13 protein-coding genes are annotated in these 16,578 nt (G+C 71.1%); 6 read left to right on the forward strand and 7 right to left on the reverse strand.

The annotated features are described in order from the left end of the window. Positions 1-57: 57 nt before the first annotated feature. Complete coding sequence (locus tag ACFWYW_RS04475; protein WP_379609638.1) at positions 58-1,791, reverse strand: ABC transporter ATP-binding protein; 1,734 nt, start codon at positions 1,789-1,791, stop codon at positions 58-60. A 79-nt stretch (positions 1,792-1,870) separates the two neighbouring features. On the opposite strand from ACFWYW_RS04475, the gene ACFWYW_RS04480 reads away from it, so the two are divergent. Continuing rightward, on the forward strand, positions 1,871-2,287 hold the full coding sequence (locus ACFWYW_RS04480) for a MarR family winged helix-turn-helix transcriptional regulator (RefSeq protein ID WP_184974820.1): 417 nt from the start codon (positions 1,871-1,873) through the stop codon (positions 2,285-2,287). A 557-nt stretch (positions 2,288-2,844) separates the two neighbouring features. Here the strand turns inward: ACFWYW_RS04480 and ACFWYW_RS04485 are convergent. The 3 genes from ACFWYW_RS04485 to ACFWYW_RS04495 form a co-directional block, all read right to left on the reverse strand. Next, positions 2,845-4,023, reverse strand: coding sequence for a Cmx/CmrA family chloramphenicol efflux MFS transporter (locus ACFWYW_RS04485; RefSeq protein WP_379609639.1), 1,179 nt, complete (start codon positions 4,021-4,023; stop codon positions 2,845-2,847). A 337-nt stretch (positions 4,024-4,360) separates the two neighbouring features. Beyond that, complete coding sequence (locus ACFWYW_RS04490) at positions 4,361-5,302, reverse strand: amidohydrolase family protein (protein WP_379609640.1); 942 nt, start codon at positions 5,300-5,302, stop codon at positions 4,361-4,363. A gap of 121 nt (positions 5,303-5,423) precedes the next feature. After that, positions 5,424-6,566 carry a PucR family transcriptional regulator gene (locus ACFWYW_RS04495; protein ID WP_379609641.1) on the reverse strand — a complete coding sequence of 381 codons (1,143 nt, stop codon included), beginning with the start codon at positions 6,564-6,566 and terminating at the stop codon, positions 5,424-5,426. A 100-nt stretch (positions 6,567-6,666) separates the two neighbouring features. Between ACFWYW_RS04495 and ACFWYW_RS04500 the strand changes: the two genes are divergently transcribed. Together ACFWYW_RS04500 and ACFWYW_RS04505 are read left to right on the forward strand one after the other, a co-directional pair. Beyond that, a complete protein-coding gene (locus ACFWYW_RS04500; RefSeq protein WP_379609642.1) occupies positions 6,667-8,775 on the forward strand; it encodes a M6 family metalloprotease domain-containing protein in 2,109 nt (702 codons plus the stop codon). Between the two features lie 102 nt (positions 8,776-8,877). Then, positions 8,878-11,388, forward strand: a complete 2,511-nt coding sequence (locus tag ACFWYW_RS04505; protein ID WP_379609643.1) for an ATP-binding protein — start codon at positions 8,878-8,880, stop codon at positions 11,386-11,388. Here ACFWYW_RS04505 and ACFWYW_RS04510 read toward each other — a convergent pair. Then, on the reverse strand, positions 11,369-12,241 hold the full coding sequence (locus tag ACFWYW_RS04510) for a hypothetical protein (RefSeq protein WP_379609644.1): 873 nt from the start codon (positions 12,239-12,241) through the stop codon (positions 11,369-11,371). The genes ACFWYW_RS04505 and ACFWYW_RS04510 overlap by 20 nt on opposite strands. Positions 12,242-12,293: 52 nt before the next feature. Here ACFWYW_RS04510 and ACFWYW_RS04515 point away from each other — a divergent pair, with 52 nt between their 5' ends. After that, positions 12,294-13,073 carry a tyrosine-protein phosphatase gene (locus ACFWYW_RS04515; protein ID WP_379609645.1) on the forward strand — a complete coding sequence of 260 codons (780 nt, stop codon included), beginning with the start codon at positions 12,294-12,296 and terminating at the stop codon, positions 13,071-13,073. Positions 13,074-13,075: 2 nt separating this feature from the next. Here ACFWYW_RS04515 and ACFWYW_RS04520 read toward each other — a convergent pair whose 3' ends face one another. Both ACFWYW_RS04520 and ACFWYW_RS04525 read right to left on the reverse strand, forming a co-directional pair. Next, complete coding sequence (locus tag ACFWYW_RS04520) at positions 13,076-14,116, reverse strand: Gfo/Idh/MocA family oxidoreductase (protein ID WP_379609646.1); 1,041 nt, start codon at positions 14,114-14,116, stop codon at positions 13,076-13,078. Positions 14,117-14,129: 13 nt separating this feature from the next. After that, positions 14,130-15,032 carry a proteasome assembly chaperone family protein gene (locus ACFWYW_RS04525; protein ID WP_379609647.1) on the reverse strand — a complete coding sequence of 301 codons (903 nt, stop codon included), beginning with the start codon at positions 15,030-15,032 and terminating at the stop codon, positions 14,130-14,132. Between the two features lie 86 nt (positions 15,033-15,118). Between ACFWYW_RS04525 and ACFWYW_RS04530 the strand changes: the two genes are divergently transcribed. Beyond that, positions 15,119-15,499, forward strand: coding sequence for an ankyrin repeat domain-containing protein (locus tag ACFWYW_RS04530; RefSeq protein ID WP_379609648.1), 381 nt, complete (start codon positions 15,119-15,121; stop codon positions 15,497-15,499). A gap of 70 nt (positions 15,500-15,569) precedes the next feature. Next, positions 15,570-16,577 (forward strand): hypothetical protein, encoded by a 1,008-nt coding sequence (locus tag ACFWYW_RS04535; RefSeq protein ID WP_379609649.1) that lies wholly within the window; start codon positions 15,570-15,572, stop codon positions 16,575-16,577. The last annotated feature ends 1 nt before the right edge of the window (position 16,578 follow it).

A 16,578-nucleotide genomic window follows, 5' to 3' on the forward strand; every position in this document is an offset into this window, starting at 1 on the left:
ATTGAGGGTACGCCCGTGCGGGGTGCCGCCGGGGAAGGAGCTCCAGCTCATGGGCGGTCAGATGAGGGTGAGCGGGAGATCCCGGGCGATCAGCGCGGCGTAGTGGCCGTCGGCGGCGAGCAGTTCGTCGTGGGTGCCGAGTTCGGCGACGCGGCCGTGGTCGAGGACGGCGATCTGGTCGGCGTGGCGGACCGTGGAGAGGCGGTGGGCGATGGTGATCGTGGTGCGGCCCTCGGCCAGCGTGTCCAGCGCCTCCTGGACGGCGCGCTCGGTCTGGGTGTCGAGAGCGCTCGTGGCCTCGTCGAGGATGAGGACGGGCGGGTTGCGCAGCAGCGTGCGGGCGATGGCCAGGCGCTGCTTCTCGCCGCCGGAGAAGCGGTAGCCGCGCTCGCCGACGACCGTGTCGTACCCCTCGGGCAGGCCGGCGATGTTGTCGTGGATGCGGGCCGCGCGGGCGGCGGCGACCAGTTCCTCGTCCGTCGCGTCCGGCTTGGCGAAGCGCAGGTTGTCGGCGATGGAGGAGTGGAACAGGTACGTCTCCTGGGACACCACGCCGACGGTGGCGGCCAGCGTCTCGAAGGAGAGTTCGCGCACGTCCACGCCGTCGATGGTGACGCGGCCCGAGCTCACGTCGTACAGGCGCGGCAGCAGGTAGCTCAGCGTCGTCTTGCCCGAGCCGGTCTCGCCGACGACGGCCAGGCTGCTGCCCGCGGGGATGGTCAGGTCGATGCCGGTCAGGGTGGGGGCGTCGCCGTACGAGAAGGAGACGTGCTCGAAGCGCACGTCGCCGCGCGGACGCTCCAGCGCGCGGGTGCCGGGGGTGATGTCGACGGGCAGGTCCAGGTACTCGAAGATGCGGCCGAACAGCGCGAGGGAGCTCTGCACCTCCACGCCCGTGCGCATCAGCGAGAGGGCGGGGCGGAACAGTCCCGCCTGAAGCGTGGTGAACGCCACGACGGTGCCGATGGAGACGGCCGACGTCATTCCGGACACCCAGTAGATGACCGCGGGCATCGCGGCCATGACGATCTGGATGGTGGACTGCCGCCAGCGCCCGGCCATGCTCGACTGCACGCCGAGGTCGGCCAGTTCGTCGGAGGCGCGGGTGAAGCGGCCGGTGAGCTCGGGCGACTGGCCCATGGTGCGGCCGAGCAGGATGCCGCTCACCGACAGCGACTCCTGCACCATCGACGACATCGTGGCGAGCTTGCGCTGGCGCTGGGCGGTGATGCGCTTGCGCTCCTCGCCGACCTTGCGGCTGATCCACACGAACAGCGGCAGCAGGACGAGCGAGGCGGCAGTCAGCCGCCAGTCGAGCACGAGCATGGCGACGAAGCTGGCCACGACGGTGGTGAGGTTGGAGACGATCGACGTCGCGGTGCTGGTGACGACCGCCTGCATGCCGCCGATGTCGTTGGCCAGCCGCGACTGCACCTCGCCGGTGCGCGTCCGGGTGAAGAAGGCCAGCGACATGCGCTGCAGGTGGGAGTAGACGGTGGTGCGCAGGTCGTGCATGACGCGCTGGCCGACGCGGGTGGAGATGAACGTCTGCACCACGTCGAACATGCTCGTCGCGACGGCCACGGCCAGCATGCCCAGCACGAGCAGGGACAGCAGCCCGACCGCGCGCGTGGGGATGGCGACGTCGAGAACCTCGCGCAGCAGGAACGGCGAGGCCAGCGACACCAGCGAGGAAAGAAAGATGAGGCCGAGCACGACGCCCAGCTGGCCCCGGTAGGGGCGGAAGAGTCGGATGATGCGCCGCAGGGGCGCGCGGGGTTCCTCTGTCATAGGGCTCCTTTTCAGATGTTCACTCAAACGGAGGTTACCTCATATTCATTCCAGCGAACAGTGAGATAAGCTCAGCGGGGTGAAGGACGCCACCGAACTGCTGGAACTCGTGCACCGGATCAGCCACCGCTTCCGGCGCGGCTACCGGACCGGCCTGGAGCCGCTCGGCTTGAGTCCCAGCCAGGCGCGTGCCCTGAAGGTCCTCATGGAGGCCGGGCAGCCGCTGCGGATGGTGCAACTCGCCGAGGCCCTGCGCATCGCGCCCCGCTCGGTGACGCCGGTGGTCGACGCGCTGGAGGAGGCGGGGCTGCTGCGCCGCGAGGTCGACCCGGCCAACCGCCGCTCGACACTGGTCGTCCTCACCGAGGAGGGGCGCGGGGCCTTCGTACGGGTGCAGCTGGTACGCGCCGAGGTCGCCGCCGACCTGTTCGCCCCGCTGTCGGCCGAGCAACGCGAAACCCTCCGCGACCTACTCACCCTGGTAGACGAACCCTAACCATCCCATCCCCACCTCGCATCCCGACCTCCCACGGCACCGGCAACGCCGCCGCCCGCAACGCCAGGGCCCGCAAATGCCACGGCCCGCAACGCCACGGCCGGCGGTGTCGCCGCCGGTAGCGCTGCGGCCCGCTCCGCCGCAGTCCGTAGCGCTGCGGACCTCGGTGCTGCCCCGCAACGCCCTGGACGGCAGTGCCGCTGTCGGCAACGCTGCCGCCTCTGGTGCCGTGCCGTTGCCTGCGAGGCCGCCGCCCGCGAGGCCGCCGCCCGCGAGGCCGCCGCCCGCAAGGTCGCCGCCCGCAACGCCACAGGCGGCAACGCCGCAGCCTGCGGTGTCGCCGCCTGCAACGCTGGGGCCTCGTCGGCCCCGTCGTCGCGGTGCTTCTGGGCGGGGCACGTGCGCTCCGCGTGGTGGGGGTGTCGGGCCTGTGGGTGGGTGGTGGTCCGTGCCGCTGTCCACGCTGGCCCGGGTGATGGTGGTGCGGTCAGCCCGTGTGATGGTGGTGGGTCGGCCCGTGTGACGGTGGTGGGTCGGCCCGTGCGAGGTGGTGTGGGTTAGTCCGGGTGGCGGCGGTCCAGGAGGATCAGGGGCACTGTGGCTATGGCCAGGGCGGCGCCTATCCATATGACCGAGGTGAGCCCTGCTCCCGCGTTGAGCGCGGCTCCGGCCAGGGCGGGGACGAGGCTGATGCCTAGCTGGAACGCCGAGACCGTGGTGGCTCCGGCCAGTGTGGGGGCCTTGGCGGCCAGGGTGAACACTCGGCCGTAGATCGCTGGGTTCAGGATGAATCCGGCGATTCCGAGCACGAGGACCAGGGCTACCACGGCCACCATGTTGCGGGACAGGAGTGCGAGCAGGGCGGAGGCGGTGGCGATCCCTATCGCTCCGGCGAGCAATGCGCGGGTGGGTTTACGGTCGGCGATTCTGCCGCCCACCGACAGTCCGGCGAACGCGCCTACGCCGAACAGGGTGAGGATCGCGGGGACCCACACGGCCGGTACACCGGTGATGCCGGTCAGGAACGCCGCCAGGTAGTTGAACGTGATCATGTAGGCGGCGGTGCTCAGCAGCGTGATGGCGAGGACCACCCACAGCTGGGGGCGTCGCATGGTGCGCAGTTCTGCCCGCACGCTGGGTACGGCGCTCGCGCTCGTCGCGGGCAACGCCACCATGGTGAGGACCGCGGCCGCGATGGTCAGGGCGGCTACGGCCCAGAAGCCGCCCCGCCAGCCGGTGAAGTAGCTGAGCAGCGCGCCCGCGGGGCCGCCGGCGATCATCGCGATGCTGAGCCCGCTGACCACGACGCCGGAGGCGCGGGCGGTGCGGTCGGGCGTGACCAGGCTGATCGCCGTCACCGCCGCGACCGCCCAGTACCCGGCATAGGCCAGCCCGCAGACGAAACGCGTCACCACGATCACCGCGTAGTCGTCGGTGACCAGCCCGATCGCCAGGCAAACGGCGAAGACGGCCTGGGTGGCCACCAGCGTGGTACGGCGCGGCCAGCGCAGGGTCAGGATGGCCAGCGGCGGACCGCCCACCACGACCCCGGCGGCGAACGCCGAGATCAGCCCGCCGGCCGCCGACAGCGAGATGTCGAGGTCCGCGGCGATCGCCGGCAGAACTCCCGCGAGCAGGAACTCCGCACTGCCCATCGCGAACAGGCTGAACGCCAGCAGGTACACCCCGAGCGGCAACCGCCCCCGGACGGGCGGCGCCTGGGCCTCGACGCTCATCGCACGGGCCGTTCGACAGAAGCGGCAAACGCGGGCCGTTCAACAGAAACAGCGAACGGGAGAGGGGGAGCGAACGCGGGTTGTCCGAGGGAGGTGGTGAACGCGACAGAAGCCAAAAAATCCGGCCGTTCGGGAGGGATCGCGGACGCGGGTCGGTTGAGAGGGGGCGTGAAGGTGGGCATGCGAAAGTTCTCCTTCAAGGGTGAGAGGGCACCGGCCCGCGAAGTGGGCGGGCGTGGGAGGGCTCATCGCCCGTCGGCGATCACCTCTGGCCCGATGCTGCGGCTCTCACCAGCCTCCTGGCAACTTTCGTTGCTGTTTCCGGGACGACCCCGGCTCAGGCCGCGATCACGGTGGCCAGGCAGGGCGGCCCGGAAAGGAGGGCGGAGTACGGGTAACGGCCGCGGGCGTCGAAGACGGCGAAGTCGGCGCGGGCGCCCGGGGCGAGGATGCCCAGGCGGCCGGGGCCCGTGTGCATGCCCATCGCCCGCGCCCCGCCCAGCGTGGCGGCCTCGACCAGGCGCTGGTCCAGGCCGGGTGGGCGCTGGCCACGGCCGCGGACGTAGTCGCGGATGGCGCGGGCCTGGTCGAGCGGGGAGCCTTCGCCGCGGGTGCCCAGGGCGAGCAGATTGCCCTCGTCGAGGAGGGCGAGGGCGTCTTCGGGGCGTTCGCGCAGCAGCGACGGGCAGACGGCGGCCACGCTTCTGCGCAGGCGCAGCAGTTTGCGCTCACCCGGGTCGAGCGGTCCGGCGCAGGCGACGTGGCAGTGCGGGCCCAGGATGCCGGACTCGTCCAGCGCGGCGGCGCTGTGGCGCTCGAGGTCGACGAGTACCCGCAGGCCGAAGGTCCTGGCGAGCACCGCGAGGTCCTCCAGGACCAGCGGGTCGCCGGTGTGCGCGGCCATCCCGACCGGGAAGGCCACCTCGCGGATCGCGGTGATGAGCGCGTCGCGGCCGGTGTCCTCCCAGGCCTCCTCCGACTCCGTCTTCACCGCGAGGTAGGTGACGCCGCGCAGCGCGGGTACGGCGGCCGGGTCGGCCAGGCCGGTGACGACGGTGGCGCGGGCGGTGACGCCGGGAGGCGGGGCGGCGGCGGGGGAGCAGGCGTCCACGAGGCCGGGCGTGATCATGCCCTTCCAGCGGACCTCTTCGACGGCGGGGTGGGCGGCGAGCACCGACGTCCTCGGCCCCACCTGGAGCACCCGGTCGCGACGGACCGCGACGGCGCCGTCGCGGATCGGTTCCGCGCAGATGGGCAGCACCAGAGGCGCGGAATGCACGACCACAGGCGCGGGCGCGCGGCTGCGAAGGACTCTTGCGGCACGCGCTCCTGCCGGCATCAACTCTCCCGTCGGATCTTCTCCTTTTGGCATTAAACGGCAGCTTGGGCCGCGTATGCAATCAGACACGGGGGCGATACCTGCCAGACAATCGGGCCAGTTTTAGGCCAAGATGCAGGGCGAGCCGTTCGCCGCCGTCCTTGAGGTCGGTCTGGGCGAGTTCCTCGACGCGCTGGAGCCGGTAGTACAGGGAGGTCCGGTGCAGCCGCAGGGCGCGCGAGGTGGCCACGGCGCTGCCGGCCAGGTCCAGATAGGTCTCCAGCGTCTCCAGCAGCGGCAGGTGCTGGGGGTCGGCGAGCAGGTGTTCGAGGCCGGGGTGGAGCTCGTGGTCGGGCAGGCCGGTCAGCAGCCGGTAGACGCCCAGCCGCGCCCATTCGGCCGAGGGGCCCAGGCCGGGGACGCGGGCGGCGGTCTCGGCCGCGTGCAGGGCCTCGGTGTAGGAGCCCGCCGCGTCGGCGAGCGCGGGCCGCGTACGCCCGACCCCCACCACCACCGGTACGGCCAGCGCCGCGTGCACGTCCTCGGCCGGGACCGCCGGCCCGGCCACCAGCAGCACGCCGTGGTCGTAGCGGACCAGGTGCAGCGGATGGTGCCCGGACAGCCGCCGGCGCAGGGCCAGCAGCCCCTGCTCCAGCGCCATCCGCAGCGGCTCGTCGGGTTCGGCGGCCACGGGCCTGGCCACCAGCGCGGTCACCGGCTGCCCCTGCGGGAAGGCGCCGGCCTCGATGAGCTGCCGGGCCGCGTCGCGCTCGCCGAGCAGGACGCCGGTGACCGCCTCCAGCTCGCGGTGTGAGGCGAGCCCGGAGGCCAGGCTCTCATGGAACAACGCCAGGGCCAGCAGGGGAGCCGAGGCGGCGGCCAGGGCGATGTCCGCGTCGGGCATCTCGGGCTCGGCGTCGATGAACCAGAGGAAGCCGAGCAGGGCGCTGCCGTGCCGTACCGGGACGCAGACGCGCGGCAACAGGCCGAGCGGGGGCGCGCCCGGGGTGCGCAGCGGGGCGCTCGCGTCGTGGATGCCGGCGGCGCGCAGCCAGGAGCGGACCTCGGGCGTGGTGTGCCGGCGCAGGATGGAGTCGCGGCGGATGTCGTCCATCGCGCCGCTCTGCTCGCTGTAGGCGACCACCCGCTGCACCCGGTCCTCCAGGAGGAGGGGCCGGTCGAGGCGGGCGGCGAGGTCGTCCACGATGCGTTGAAGATCAGCCACCGGTCACCAGGCGATTTCGACATTTGTCGGATAGGAAGTGATGGCTCTTCCCTACAACTGATCGGTGATCTCCGTCAATAACGTATATACCGTCCAATCCGTGAATCTCCCGAAGAAGCTGCTTAAAGGCCTTTTAGCGGGCATCGTGCTCGTCCCGCTGGCCTGGACAGCCACCCCCGCTTCCGCAGCACCTCCCACCGACCCCGAACACCCCTGGCGCCAGGACCACTGGCCGCAGACCCAGCCCTGGCAGCGCGACGAGCCGGAAGGGGCGCAGGCGCTCCGCTCGCGTCCCGGCGACGGCCCGCTCAAGCCGATCGACCCGCAGAACTGGGAGAACCCGGACCACATGACGTGGGCCGACTACAAGAAGCCTCCCGGCACCAAGTGGAACGACCCGAACGTCAAGGGCTCCAAGCGCACGTTCAAGGGCGCGCTGGTGCTGCTGGACTACCCCAACCAGCCGTTCGTGGTGACCCAGCCGAAGGGCTCGACGGTCTACAAGAACCCCAGCGCCGAGGCGCACGACGTGCCGCGCGGCCAGGTCGCCAAGTTCTACCAGGACTTCCTCAACACCCCGAACGCCCTCAACAAGGGGCACACCATCCACGAGTACTGGATGGAGGACTCCGGTGGCCGCATCGGGGTCGAGCTGACCGGCTTCGGCCCGTACACGATGACCGGCAAGGACCACGAGTACGCCATGGAGTTCCAGGGCGGCACCGGCTGCCCGGCGGGCGACAGCTGCAACAAGAACCTGCGTACCGAGGGCAACGCGCTCTGGATCGGCGACATCGGGCCGGAGGAGGCGGCGAAGTTCGACTTCATCTTCTACCTGAGCGCCGGCCAGGACGAATCGGCCACCTGGCAAGAGTTCGGAATGATGAAATTTCCGACCAAGGAGGATGTGACCGAGGAGTTCGGCCCCGACGACCCCAGCCTCCCCAACTGGGTCAGGACCCGTTACGTCGAGTGGACCTCCTGGCAGGCCGGCTCCAACTTCTGGCCCAACGCCCGCTTCGGCGTCGACTCCGTCCAGGCCGAGAGCTCCGGCATGGCCGTCTACGCCCACGAGCTGAGCCACATCTTCGGCATCGCCGACAACTACAACAACCCGTACGGCGTGCCGCCCAGAAGGGCGTACACGGGAATCTGGGAGATGCTCAGCCGGGGCAGCTTCAACGGACCCGGCGGCCCGCACAGCCGCTGGCTGATCCCGCCGACCTCCGGCGCGTCCATGGGCGCCCAGCACATGCTCCGCAACAAGATCAAGCTGGAGATGGTCGACGAGGCCAACGTCCTGCGCCTGTCGCGCGAGGCGCTCGACGACTCCGGCCTGGTCACCGCGAAGATCACCGCCCGCACGGTCCAGCCGGGCCCGGCCGGCCTGTCGGGCGTCAACCTGCAGTTCGACACCGGCGACAAGTCGCCCGCCTGCGACCCCGCCCAGAACCCGCTGTGCGACGGCGGCGGCTACGAGAACTACACCGTCGAGGTCGTCGACCGGATGGGCACCGACTCCTTCACCCCCGACTCCGGCGTGCTCCTGGCCAAGACCAAGAACGAGGACCGCGCGCCGTTCGAGTGGGTGGTCGACGCCAATCCGCAGGACATCGGCATGACCGACTACGTCCTGCCCGACGGCACCAAGGTCCCGATCACGATCGGCGACTACCGGCAGCTGTCCGACGCGCTCTTCCACGCCGGAACCGACTCCGGCAGTGAGTACGAGTTCGTCGACCAGGCCAACCGCCTGCACTTCTACGTCACCGACGTCAAGCGCGACCGCAAGGGCGTGCTGTCCTACACGGTCGCCATCCGCTCCCTCGACGGCTCCGGCCCGCAGAAGCGCGGCGTCAAGGTCCTGCCCGCCCTCGGCCTGCCGACCGCCAAGGGCGTGTCGACCTGCAAGTTCCCGCTGTTCAACACCGGCAGGGCCGCCCCGGCCGCCGGGCAGCACCCCGAGGACGTCAGCGCCTACCTCAACGGTGACGTCTACCGCCTGAAGGCGGAGGTCCAGGGCCGTGGCTGGAGCACCCAGCTGCCCAACGCCCTGGCCGCCGTCGACTTCGGCAAGAACGAGCTCGTCACCGTCAACGCCGTGCGCGGCGACGGAGGCAGCCGCCTGGCCAAGGTCAAGCTCACCGCCACCTCGGAGAGCGACCCGGCCAAGACCGTGACCGCCACCTGTCAGGTGATCGGTCTCTGACCCCTTTGATGGGGTACGGCCGGCCCCGGCCGTACCCCATCGATGGACCTCTGGCGCCGGCCGTACAGAATCAGCTTGAATCAGCCCCGAAGGGGGTGTTTCTTGACTGGCCCACTGCGTCCGCCCGACGAGCCGATGCCCGAGCCCAAGCCGAGAAGGCGCAGGGTTCCGCTGGCCGCGCCCGTCGCGGCGGGGGTCGCGGCGGCGGCGGCGAGCATCCTGGCGGCCTCTCTTGAATGGGAGATCCCGCCGATAGCCAAGATCGGTGTCACCGCGACCGCCGCGCTTCTGGTGGGCCTGACCACGTGGGCCACCACCGAGGGCGGCGTGCGCCCGCGACGGCAGCGGCTGATCGCCCCGGAGGCGCCGGGCCGCGCGCCCGACCAGTGGCCGCCGGTGCCCGAGCACTTCACCGGGCGCGCCGAGTCACTCAACGAGCTGCGCTCGGTCTTCGCCGGGCGCAGGAAGCCGAGCGAGCTCGCGCCGCCCCTGGTCGCCTCCGTGTACGGCAGGGGCGGGGTCGGCAAGTCGGCGCTGATGGCCAGGTTCGGGCACGAGGTCGCCGGCGGCTTCCCCGACGGCAGGCTCTACGCCGACTTACGCGGCGTGGGCCCGGACGAGGTGCTGATCGGCTTCCTGCGCGCGCTCGGCGTCCGCCTCACCACCGACCCGGGCGGCATGGAGGAGCTGCGCAAGCTCTGGCTCACCTGGACCAAGGGCCGGCGCATCCTCATCGGCCTGGACAACGCCGACGACGGCGAGCAGGTCAAGCCGCTGCTGCCGGCCGACCCGGGCTGCGCCGTCATCGTCACCTCGCGCCACCCGCTGTTCCTGATGAACGCGATCGACTTCCAGCTTCCGGTCTTCAGCGAGGCCCAGAGCGTCGAACTGCTGGCCCGCCTGGCCGGCGGCGCCCGGGTCGTGGACGACCTGGAGTCGGCCAAGAAGATCGTCGGCATCTGCGACCACCTGCCGCTGGCGATCAGCATCTGCGGCGCCCGGCTGGCCACCCGCTCCACCTGGTCCTTACGCGAGCTGGCCGGCCGCCTGGCCGACGAGCGCCGCCGCCTGGACCAGCTGGAGCTCGCGCCGAGGGTGGACAAGAGCGTGCGCGCCTCCGTGCAGCTCAGCTACGACGACTGCACCGGCATCCAGCGCCGCCTGCTGCGCATGCTCTCCGGCCTGACGGCTCCCGACGTACCCGGCTGGGTGGCCGGCGCGCTGCTGGACACCTCCGAGCTCGACGGCGGCGACCAGCTGGAGGCGCTGATCGACGCCCAGCTCGCCGAGTGCTCAGGCACCGACGCGACCGGCGTGATGCGCTACCGCCTGCACGACCTGGTCCGCCTGTTCGCCGCCGAACTGCCCGAGGAGCGCCGCGGGCCGGCGACGGAGCGGGTGCTGAGCGGCTACCGCCACCGCGCCGAGGCCGCCGCCCAGGACCGCTGGCCGCAGGACTGGAGCAGGGGCGGGCGGCGCTCCAGCACCGAGGGGCAGTCGCAGGCGGCCGACTGGCTCAACGCCGAGCGGCTCAGCATGATCGCGATGATCCACCACGCCCGCGAGCTGGAGCTGTGGGAGCAGACCTGGGCGCTGGCCAGGGCGTTCTGCTCACTGTGCCACTCCCTGCGCGCCTACTGGGCCGACTGGCGGGCGGTCGCCGACATCGGTCACGAGGCGGCGCTGCGTACCGGCGACCGGCGCATGCTCGGCATCGCGCTGCTCGACCGCGCCGCGGTGGCCGGCGGCGGCAGCACCGCCGACGCCGAGACGGCCCTGGAGATCTTCACCGAGCTCGGCGAGTCCTGGTGGTCGGCCCGGTGCCGGCGCACCATCGGCATGATCCTGTACAGCGGCGGCAACCTCGACCGTGCCCAGGACTACCTGCTCGAAGCGATCGCCGGCTTCCGCGACGTGGACGACCTCTGGTGGATGGCCCGCACCCAGCGCAACCTGGCCGAGCTCCGCCTCGCCGAGCGCCGCACCGCGGAGGCGCGCGAGCTGCTGGAGGACGCGCTGGAGGTCTTCGAGCGCGAGGGCAACCGCTACTCCGAGGCACAGACCCTCCGCGTGTACGGCGAGGCCCTCGCCGCCCAGGCCCGCGGCCTGCGCAGGGAGGGCGAGGCCAGGGCCGCGGCCGAGCACTTCACCAGGGCGGGACTCAGCCTCGACCGGGCCACCGAGATGTTCAAGCAGCGCGGCGAGCTGTGGGAGGTGGCCCGCTGCCTGCGCTCGGCCGGAGAGGTGGGAAACCCGGCCAACGGCCTGGTCGAACTGGACCACGTCCGCGAGTCCGGCGACATCCTGGCCGCGCTCGGCGACTCCTGGGGAGTCGCGCGCAGCGCCCAGTCGGCCGGACGCGTCCTCGGCCGCATGGGCCGGGTCCGCGAGGCCCAGGACGAGCTGCGCCGCGCCTACGCCGCCTTCGAGGAGCTGGGCGAGCGCTGGCGGATGGCCCAGTGCCTGCGCTACCTGGGCGAGGCGCACCTGGACGCGGCCGAGCGCGAGGCCGCGGTCGAACCGCTGGAACAGGCCAGGGAGATCTACCGCAGCCTCGGCAACGAGGCGGGCACGCGCAGAACGCTCGAACTGCTCAGGCGAGCGGCGTCCTGAGCAGTTCCCCCGCCGTCTGCCTGGCCTCGTCGATGCTCTGCTCGAAGAGCTTGCGCACCTGCGCGGCCTGGGCGGCCAGCTCCCTGATGTGCGCGCGGGCCAGGTCGTCGCGGACCGTGTCGGCGATCAGGGCCTGGTAGTCGGGCGTCCTGGCGGCCAGCGCCTCCAGCCGCAGGTGCGCGTGGTAGACCTCGTCGGCCTTGCGTACCTGCAGGGCGTACTCCTCCAGGCGGCGTACCCGCTTCGACAGCGACGTCCAGGCGGCGTCCAGGGCGCTGCTGTAGGGCTTGAACGCGTCCTCCAGCGCCGAGGGCATCAGCTGGGGCACGATCTGGCCGTGCTCGGCGTGCATGGACGAGAGCTTCGCCAGCCGGGTGCCGATCTGCCAGACCTCCTCCGGCAGGGAGACCCGGTTGTTGACCGAGTCGAGCAGCCCGGCCCGTTGCACGTCGGCGGCGAGAATCGTGTCCACGGCGTCCTGGGCCCGGCGCAGCAGCCGCGAGCACGGGTAGTCCAGGTCATGGGGGAGCACGTAGTGGGCCGAGTACTCGTGGGCCAGCCTCAGGCGCCGCCGGGCCGTGTTGTTGGAGATGCCCGTGGCCGCCCAGCGCAGCAGTGCGATCAACCCCATGCCGACGCCGGCCACGATCATCCCAACGGTGCTGGTCAGCACCCAGATCAGCAGCAGGAACCCGGGCAGCACGATGAGCAGGGCCGGGTTGAACGTCCGCTCCATCCGCCGCCCGCGGCGAGCCATGTGGAGCAGGTGCGGGCTGGCCCGGAGCTCGACCGAGATCTCGGCCGGCAGAGAGGGGTCGATGACCAGCCGCGGGGGATGAGCGCGCGGATCCATACGTTCATGTTGCGTTATGAACCGGGAATTCGCTCACATGTAGGTTAATCAGATGAACAGCTGGATTGAGCTACAAGGCGCTGTCAACGCTCGTGACCTGGGCGGGCTGCCGACGAAGGACGGCCGGACCACCCGCTCCGGCAGGATTTTCCGCTCCGACAACCTGCAAGGTCTCACCGAGCGTGACGTCTCCTATCTCGTGGGTGAGCTCAAGATCCGGCACGTGGTGGATCTTCGCTCGCACGCCGAGGTCGCGCTGGAGGGTCCCGGCCCGCTGATCCGTGTGGCCGAGGTCACGCATCACAACCTGAGCTTCTTCGCCGAGGGCGGCAGGCACACCGACGTCGAGGCGGACTCCATCGACGCCGACAAGGTGCTGCCCTGGCAGGAGCGCCAGCTGGACGAGGAACTGCGTGTCACCGGCTTCTACTTCGGCTACCTGCGCGACCGGCCGGACTCGGTGCTCGGGGCGCTGCGCGCGCTGTCGCTGGACGACGGCGCGGCCATCGTGCACTGCGCGGCCGGCAAGGACCGCACCGGCGTGGTCGCCGCGCTGGCGCTGGAGGTGTCCGGGGTGACCAGGGAGGCGATCGTGGCCGACTACACGGCCACGGGCGAGCGGATGGACCGGGTGCTGGCGCGGCTGCGCGCCAGCTCCACCTACCGCGACGACCTGGACTCGCGCCCGGCCGACGACCACATGCCGCGCGCGCCCTACCTTGAGCAGTTCCTCGGCGTGCTCGACGACCGCTTCGGCGGGCCGCTGGAGTGGCTGCGCTCACACGGCTGGACGCAGGACGACACCGCGGCCCTGCGGGCCCGCCTGCTCTAGCTTCAGCCGAGGTGGGTGAGCATGCCCTGGAGGGAGGACAGGCGCGCGGCCTCGATCACCTTCAGGGCCTCGACCACGCCCGCGGGATCCACCGGGGCCGGGCCGCCGTCCCTGAGCGCGGACTCCACGCCCCGGTAGAAGGCGAGATAGGCGCCGGGCGCCGTGGGCAGCGGGCGGGCCGCGTCGTCGGTGCCGAGCAGGCCCCAGCGATCCTGGGGCTCGTCGCCGAAGCCGGGCTGGTCCGGGGTGGCTCCGGCGCGCAGCCGGTCCTCCTGGACGTCCAGGCCGTACTTGACGTAGGCGCCGGTCGAGCCCAGCACGCGAAAGCGCGGGCCCAGCCGCCCGGTCACGGCGCTCATCCACAGGTGCGAGCGGACGCCGCTGTCGTGGGTGAGCGCGACGAAGGTGTCGTCGTCGGAGCCCACGCCCTCCCGCCTGGCGTCGCTCTCGGCGTAGACCGTGCGGACCGGGCCGAACAGCTGGAGCGCCTGGTCGACCAGGTGGCTGCCGAGGTCGTAGAGCAGGCCGCCGACCTCCTGGGCGCCGCCGGACTCGCGCCAGCCGCCCTTGGGACGGGGGCGCCAGCGCTCGAAGCGCGACTCGAACCGGGCCACCCGGCCGAGCCCGCCCTCCTCCAGCAGGGCGCGCAGGGTGAGGAAGTCGCCGTCCCAGCGCCGGTTCTGGAAGACGGTCAGCAGCAGATTCCGCTCCTTGGCCAGCGCCACCAGCCTGGTGGCCTCCTCGGCGGTCGCGGCCAGAGGCTTGTCCACGACGACCGGCAGGCCCGAGGCCAGCGCCTCGGTGGCCAGCGGGACGTGGGTGCGGTTGGGCGAGGCGACCACGACGAGGTCACAGCGGGGGAAGAGCGCCTCGGCGTCGGGTACGGCCGCCGCGCCGTACTTGTGCTCCACCTCGGCCGCGCGCTCCGGGTTACGCGTGACCACGGCGGCCAGGCGCAGGCCCGGGGTGGCGTGGACCAGCGGCCCGTGGAAGAACTGCCCGGCGGGGCCGTAACCGATCAGGCCAACCTGGATGTCGTCCATGGCCCCAGGTTACTTAGAGATCTTCGTCCCGCTCGGCCAGGAAACGCTCGAACTGCGCCGCGAGTTCGTCGCCGGTCGGCATCGACGACGGCTCGGCCAGCAGGCTCTCCTTGTCGGACCCGGCGGCGAAGGCGTCGTACTGCTGCTCCAGGCCCTCGATCGCGGTGGACAGCTCCGCCGAGCCGCGGATCTGCTCCTCGATTTCCACGTTGGTCCGCTCGGCGGCGTCGCGCAGCCCTTCCATCGGGAAGACCAGCCCGGTGCCGCGGGTGACGGCCTCCAGGGCGGTGACGGCCGCGTGGGGGTACTCGGCCTGCGAGAGGTAGTGGGGCACGTGGACGGCGTAGCCGACCGCGTCGTGGCCCTGGCCGCCCAGGCGGAACTCCAGGAGCGCCGCCATGCTGCCGGGCACCTGGACCCGGCCGAAGTTGCTGCTCTGGGGCCCGATGAGCTCGGGACGGCTGGCGTGCATGGTGATGCCGAGCGGCCGGGTGTGGGGCACGGCCATGGGGATGCCGTGCAGGGTCACGATCTTGCTCACCTTGAGCTCGCCGAGCAGCGCGCCCACGGCCTTGGCGAACAGCTCCCACTCGCGGTCCGGCTCGGGGCCGCTGAGCACGAGGAACTGCGTGCCGGTGGCGTCGGCGGCGGAATAGACGGCCAGCTCGGGGCTCTCGCAGTCCACCCACTTGTCGGTGTCGAAGGTCATGATGGGCCGGCGGGAGCGGTAGTCGAGGAGGCGGTCCACGTCGAACGTGGCCACGACCCGGTGCTCCAGCTCGGCCAGGAGGTGGCCCAGCGCCAGTCGTCCGGCGCCGCCCGCATCGACAAAACCATCGAAGTGGTACAACAGCACCGGATCGGTCAGCTCGGGCGCATCTTCGGCGAGCTTGTAGAGATCCGTCGGGTCGAACACGGTTGGACAGCCTTTCCCTAGGTACTCTCCACAGCAACCCACGGCGAGCCGGAACGATTCCGTGCAGGGCACCCTATCGAGGCAGAATGGGCGTCATGGACGGGGAGCAGGAGCTCGAGGAGTTCGCCACGAGGATGTTCGATCTGGCCAGGGCCGGGGACACCGAGACGCTGCGCGCGTACGTGGAGGCCGGGGTGCCGGCCAATCTGACCAACGGCAAGGGCGACACCCTGCTGATGCTCGCGGCCTACCACGGGCACGCGCCGACCGTGCGGATGCTCGCTGAGCTGGGCGCCGACCCCGGGCGGCCGAACGACCGCGGGCAGACGCCGCTGGCGGGGGCGGTGTTCAAGAAGGAGCCCGAAGTGGTCAAAGCGCTGCTGGAGGCGGGTGCGGACCCCAAAACGGGCAACCCATCGGCTATCGACACAGCCCGCATGTTCGGGGTCGAGGATTGGTTGACATAGCCCCCAAGGGCAGAAAATTCGCTATTAATGCGATATGGCCACCCTCCAAGATCATTGCGATCATGAGGTCATGGCTAGAACCTCTGCGCAAGCCACAAACAACCCATCCCTCCGCATCCCCATCCTGCAGTGCCCGTTCGAAAGCGAGGTGAACCCCTACGTCGTGGAGGCCAGCGAAGACAGCTTCGCCTGGCTCCTCGAGTCAGGCATGCTGAACGAGCCTGACATGCTGGAACGTTACAAGAGCGCCAGGTTCGGATGGCTCACCGCCCGAGCCTACCCCCTGGTCGACCGCGACATGCTCAAGCTCCTCATGGACTGGTGCATCTGGCTGTTCGCCTTCGACGACGGCTTCTGCGAGTCGGAGAACCTCAGCCGCCACACCGCACTCATCGCCAGGGCCCTCCCGGAGATGTTCCGGGTCCTGCACGACATCGAATCCGACGAACCCGTCACCAACGTGTTCGCCAAGTCACTGCAGGGGCTCAAGGAACGCATCGCCGAGCACGCGGAGCGCGACCAGCTCGACCGGTGGTCGACGGCCACCAAGGAGTACATCTTCGCCCAGGTCTGGGAGGCCGCCAACCGCGAGTCCAACGTGGTCCCCAGCCCGGAGGACTACGTGTTCATGCGCCGCCGCACCGGTGCCATGTACCCGGTCTACGCCCTGATCGACATCGCGGGTGGCCGGCGGCTCACCCCCGACGAATGGCACCATCCCGACATCAGGGCCCTCACCGAGCACGCCAACGACCTCGTGGTCTGGGACAACGACCTCTTCTCCTACGCCAAGGAGAAGAAGCACGACAAGGCCCGGCACAACCTCGTCAACGTGCTCATCACCCATCGGGGCTACTCCCTGCAGGAGGCGCTCGACGAGGTCGCGACCATGCATGATCGCGCCGTCGCCGAGATGGTGCGCCTGCGCGGGTCGGTCGACACCTGGGGCACCCGCGCCGTCCGCGCGTACGTGCAGGGGCTCGAGCACTGGGTCCGCGGCCACATCGAGTACTCGCTGGGCAGCGCGAGGTACGTGCACGCCTGGCCGACGGGCACCGAATGGGCCCAGGCCGTCTGAG

The organism is Nonomuraea sp. NPDC059023 (genome assembly GCF_042740095.1).
Classification (GTDB): domain Bacteria; phylum Actinomycetota; class Actinomycetes; order Streptosporangiales; family Streptosporangiaceae; genus Nonomuraea.

Excerpts from the sequence above, each read along its gene's own strand:
- ACFWYW_RS04475 (WP_379609638.1), bottom strand. The coding sequence starts at position 1,791 with ATGACAGAGGAACCCCGCGCGCCCCTGCGGCGCATCATCCGACTCTTC.
- ACFWYW_RS04485 (WP_379609639.1), bottom strand. The coding sequence starts at position 4,023 with ATGAGCGTCGAGGCCCAGGCGCCGCCCGTCCGGGGGCGGTTGCCGCTC.
- ACFWYW_RS04510 (WP_379609644.1), bottom strand. The coding sequence starts at position 12,241 with ATGGATCCGCGCGCTCATCCCCCGCGGCTGGTCATCGACCCCTCTCTG.
- ACFWYW_RS04515 (WP_379609645.1), top strand. The coding sequence starts at position 12,294 with ATGAACAGCTGGATTGAGCTACAAGGCGCTGTCAACGCTCGTGACCTG.
- ACFWYW_RS04520 (WP_379609646.1), bottom strand. The coding sequence starts at position 14,116 with ATGGACGACATCCAGGTTGGCCTGATCGGTTACGGCCCCGCCGGGCAG.
- ACFWYW_RS04530 (WP_379609648.1), top strand. The coding sequence starts at position 15,119 with ATGGGCGTCATGGACGGGGAGCAGGAGCTCGAGGAGTTCGCCACGAGG.
- ACFWYW_RS04535 (WP_379609649.1), top strand. The coding sequence starts at position 15,570 with ATGGCTAGAACCTCTGCGCAAGCCACAAACAACCCATCCCTCCGCATC.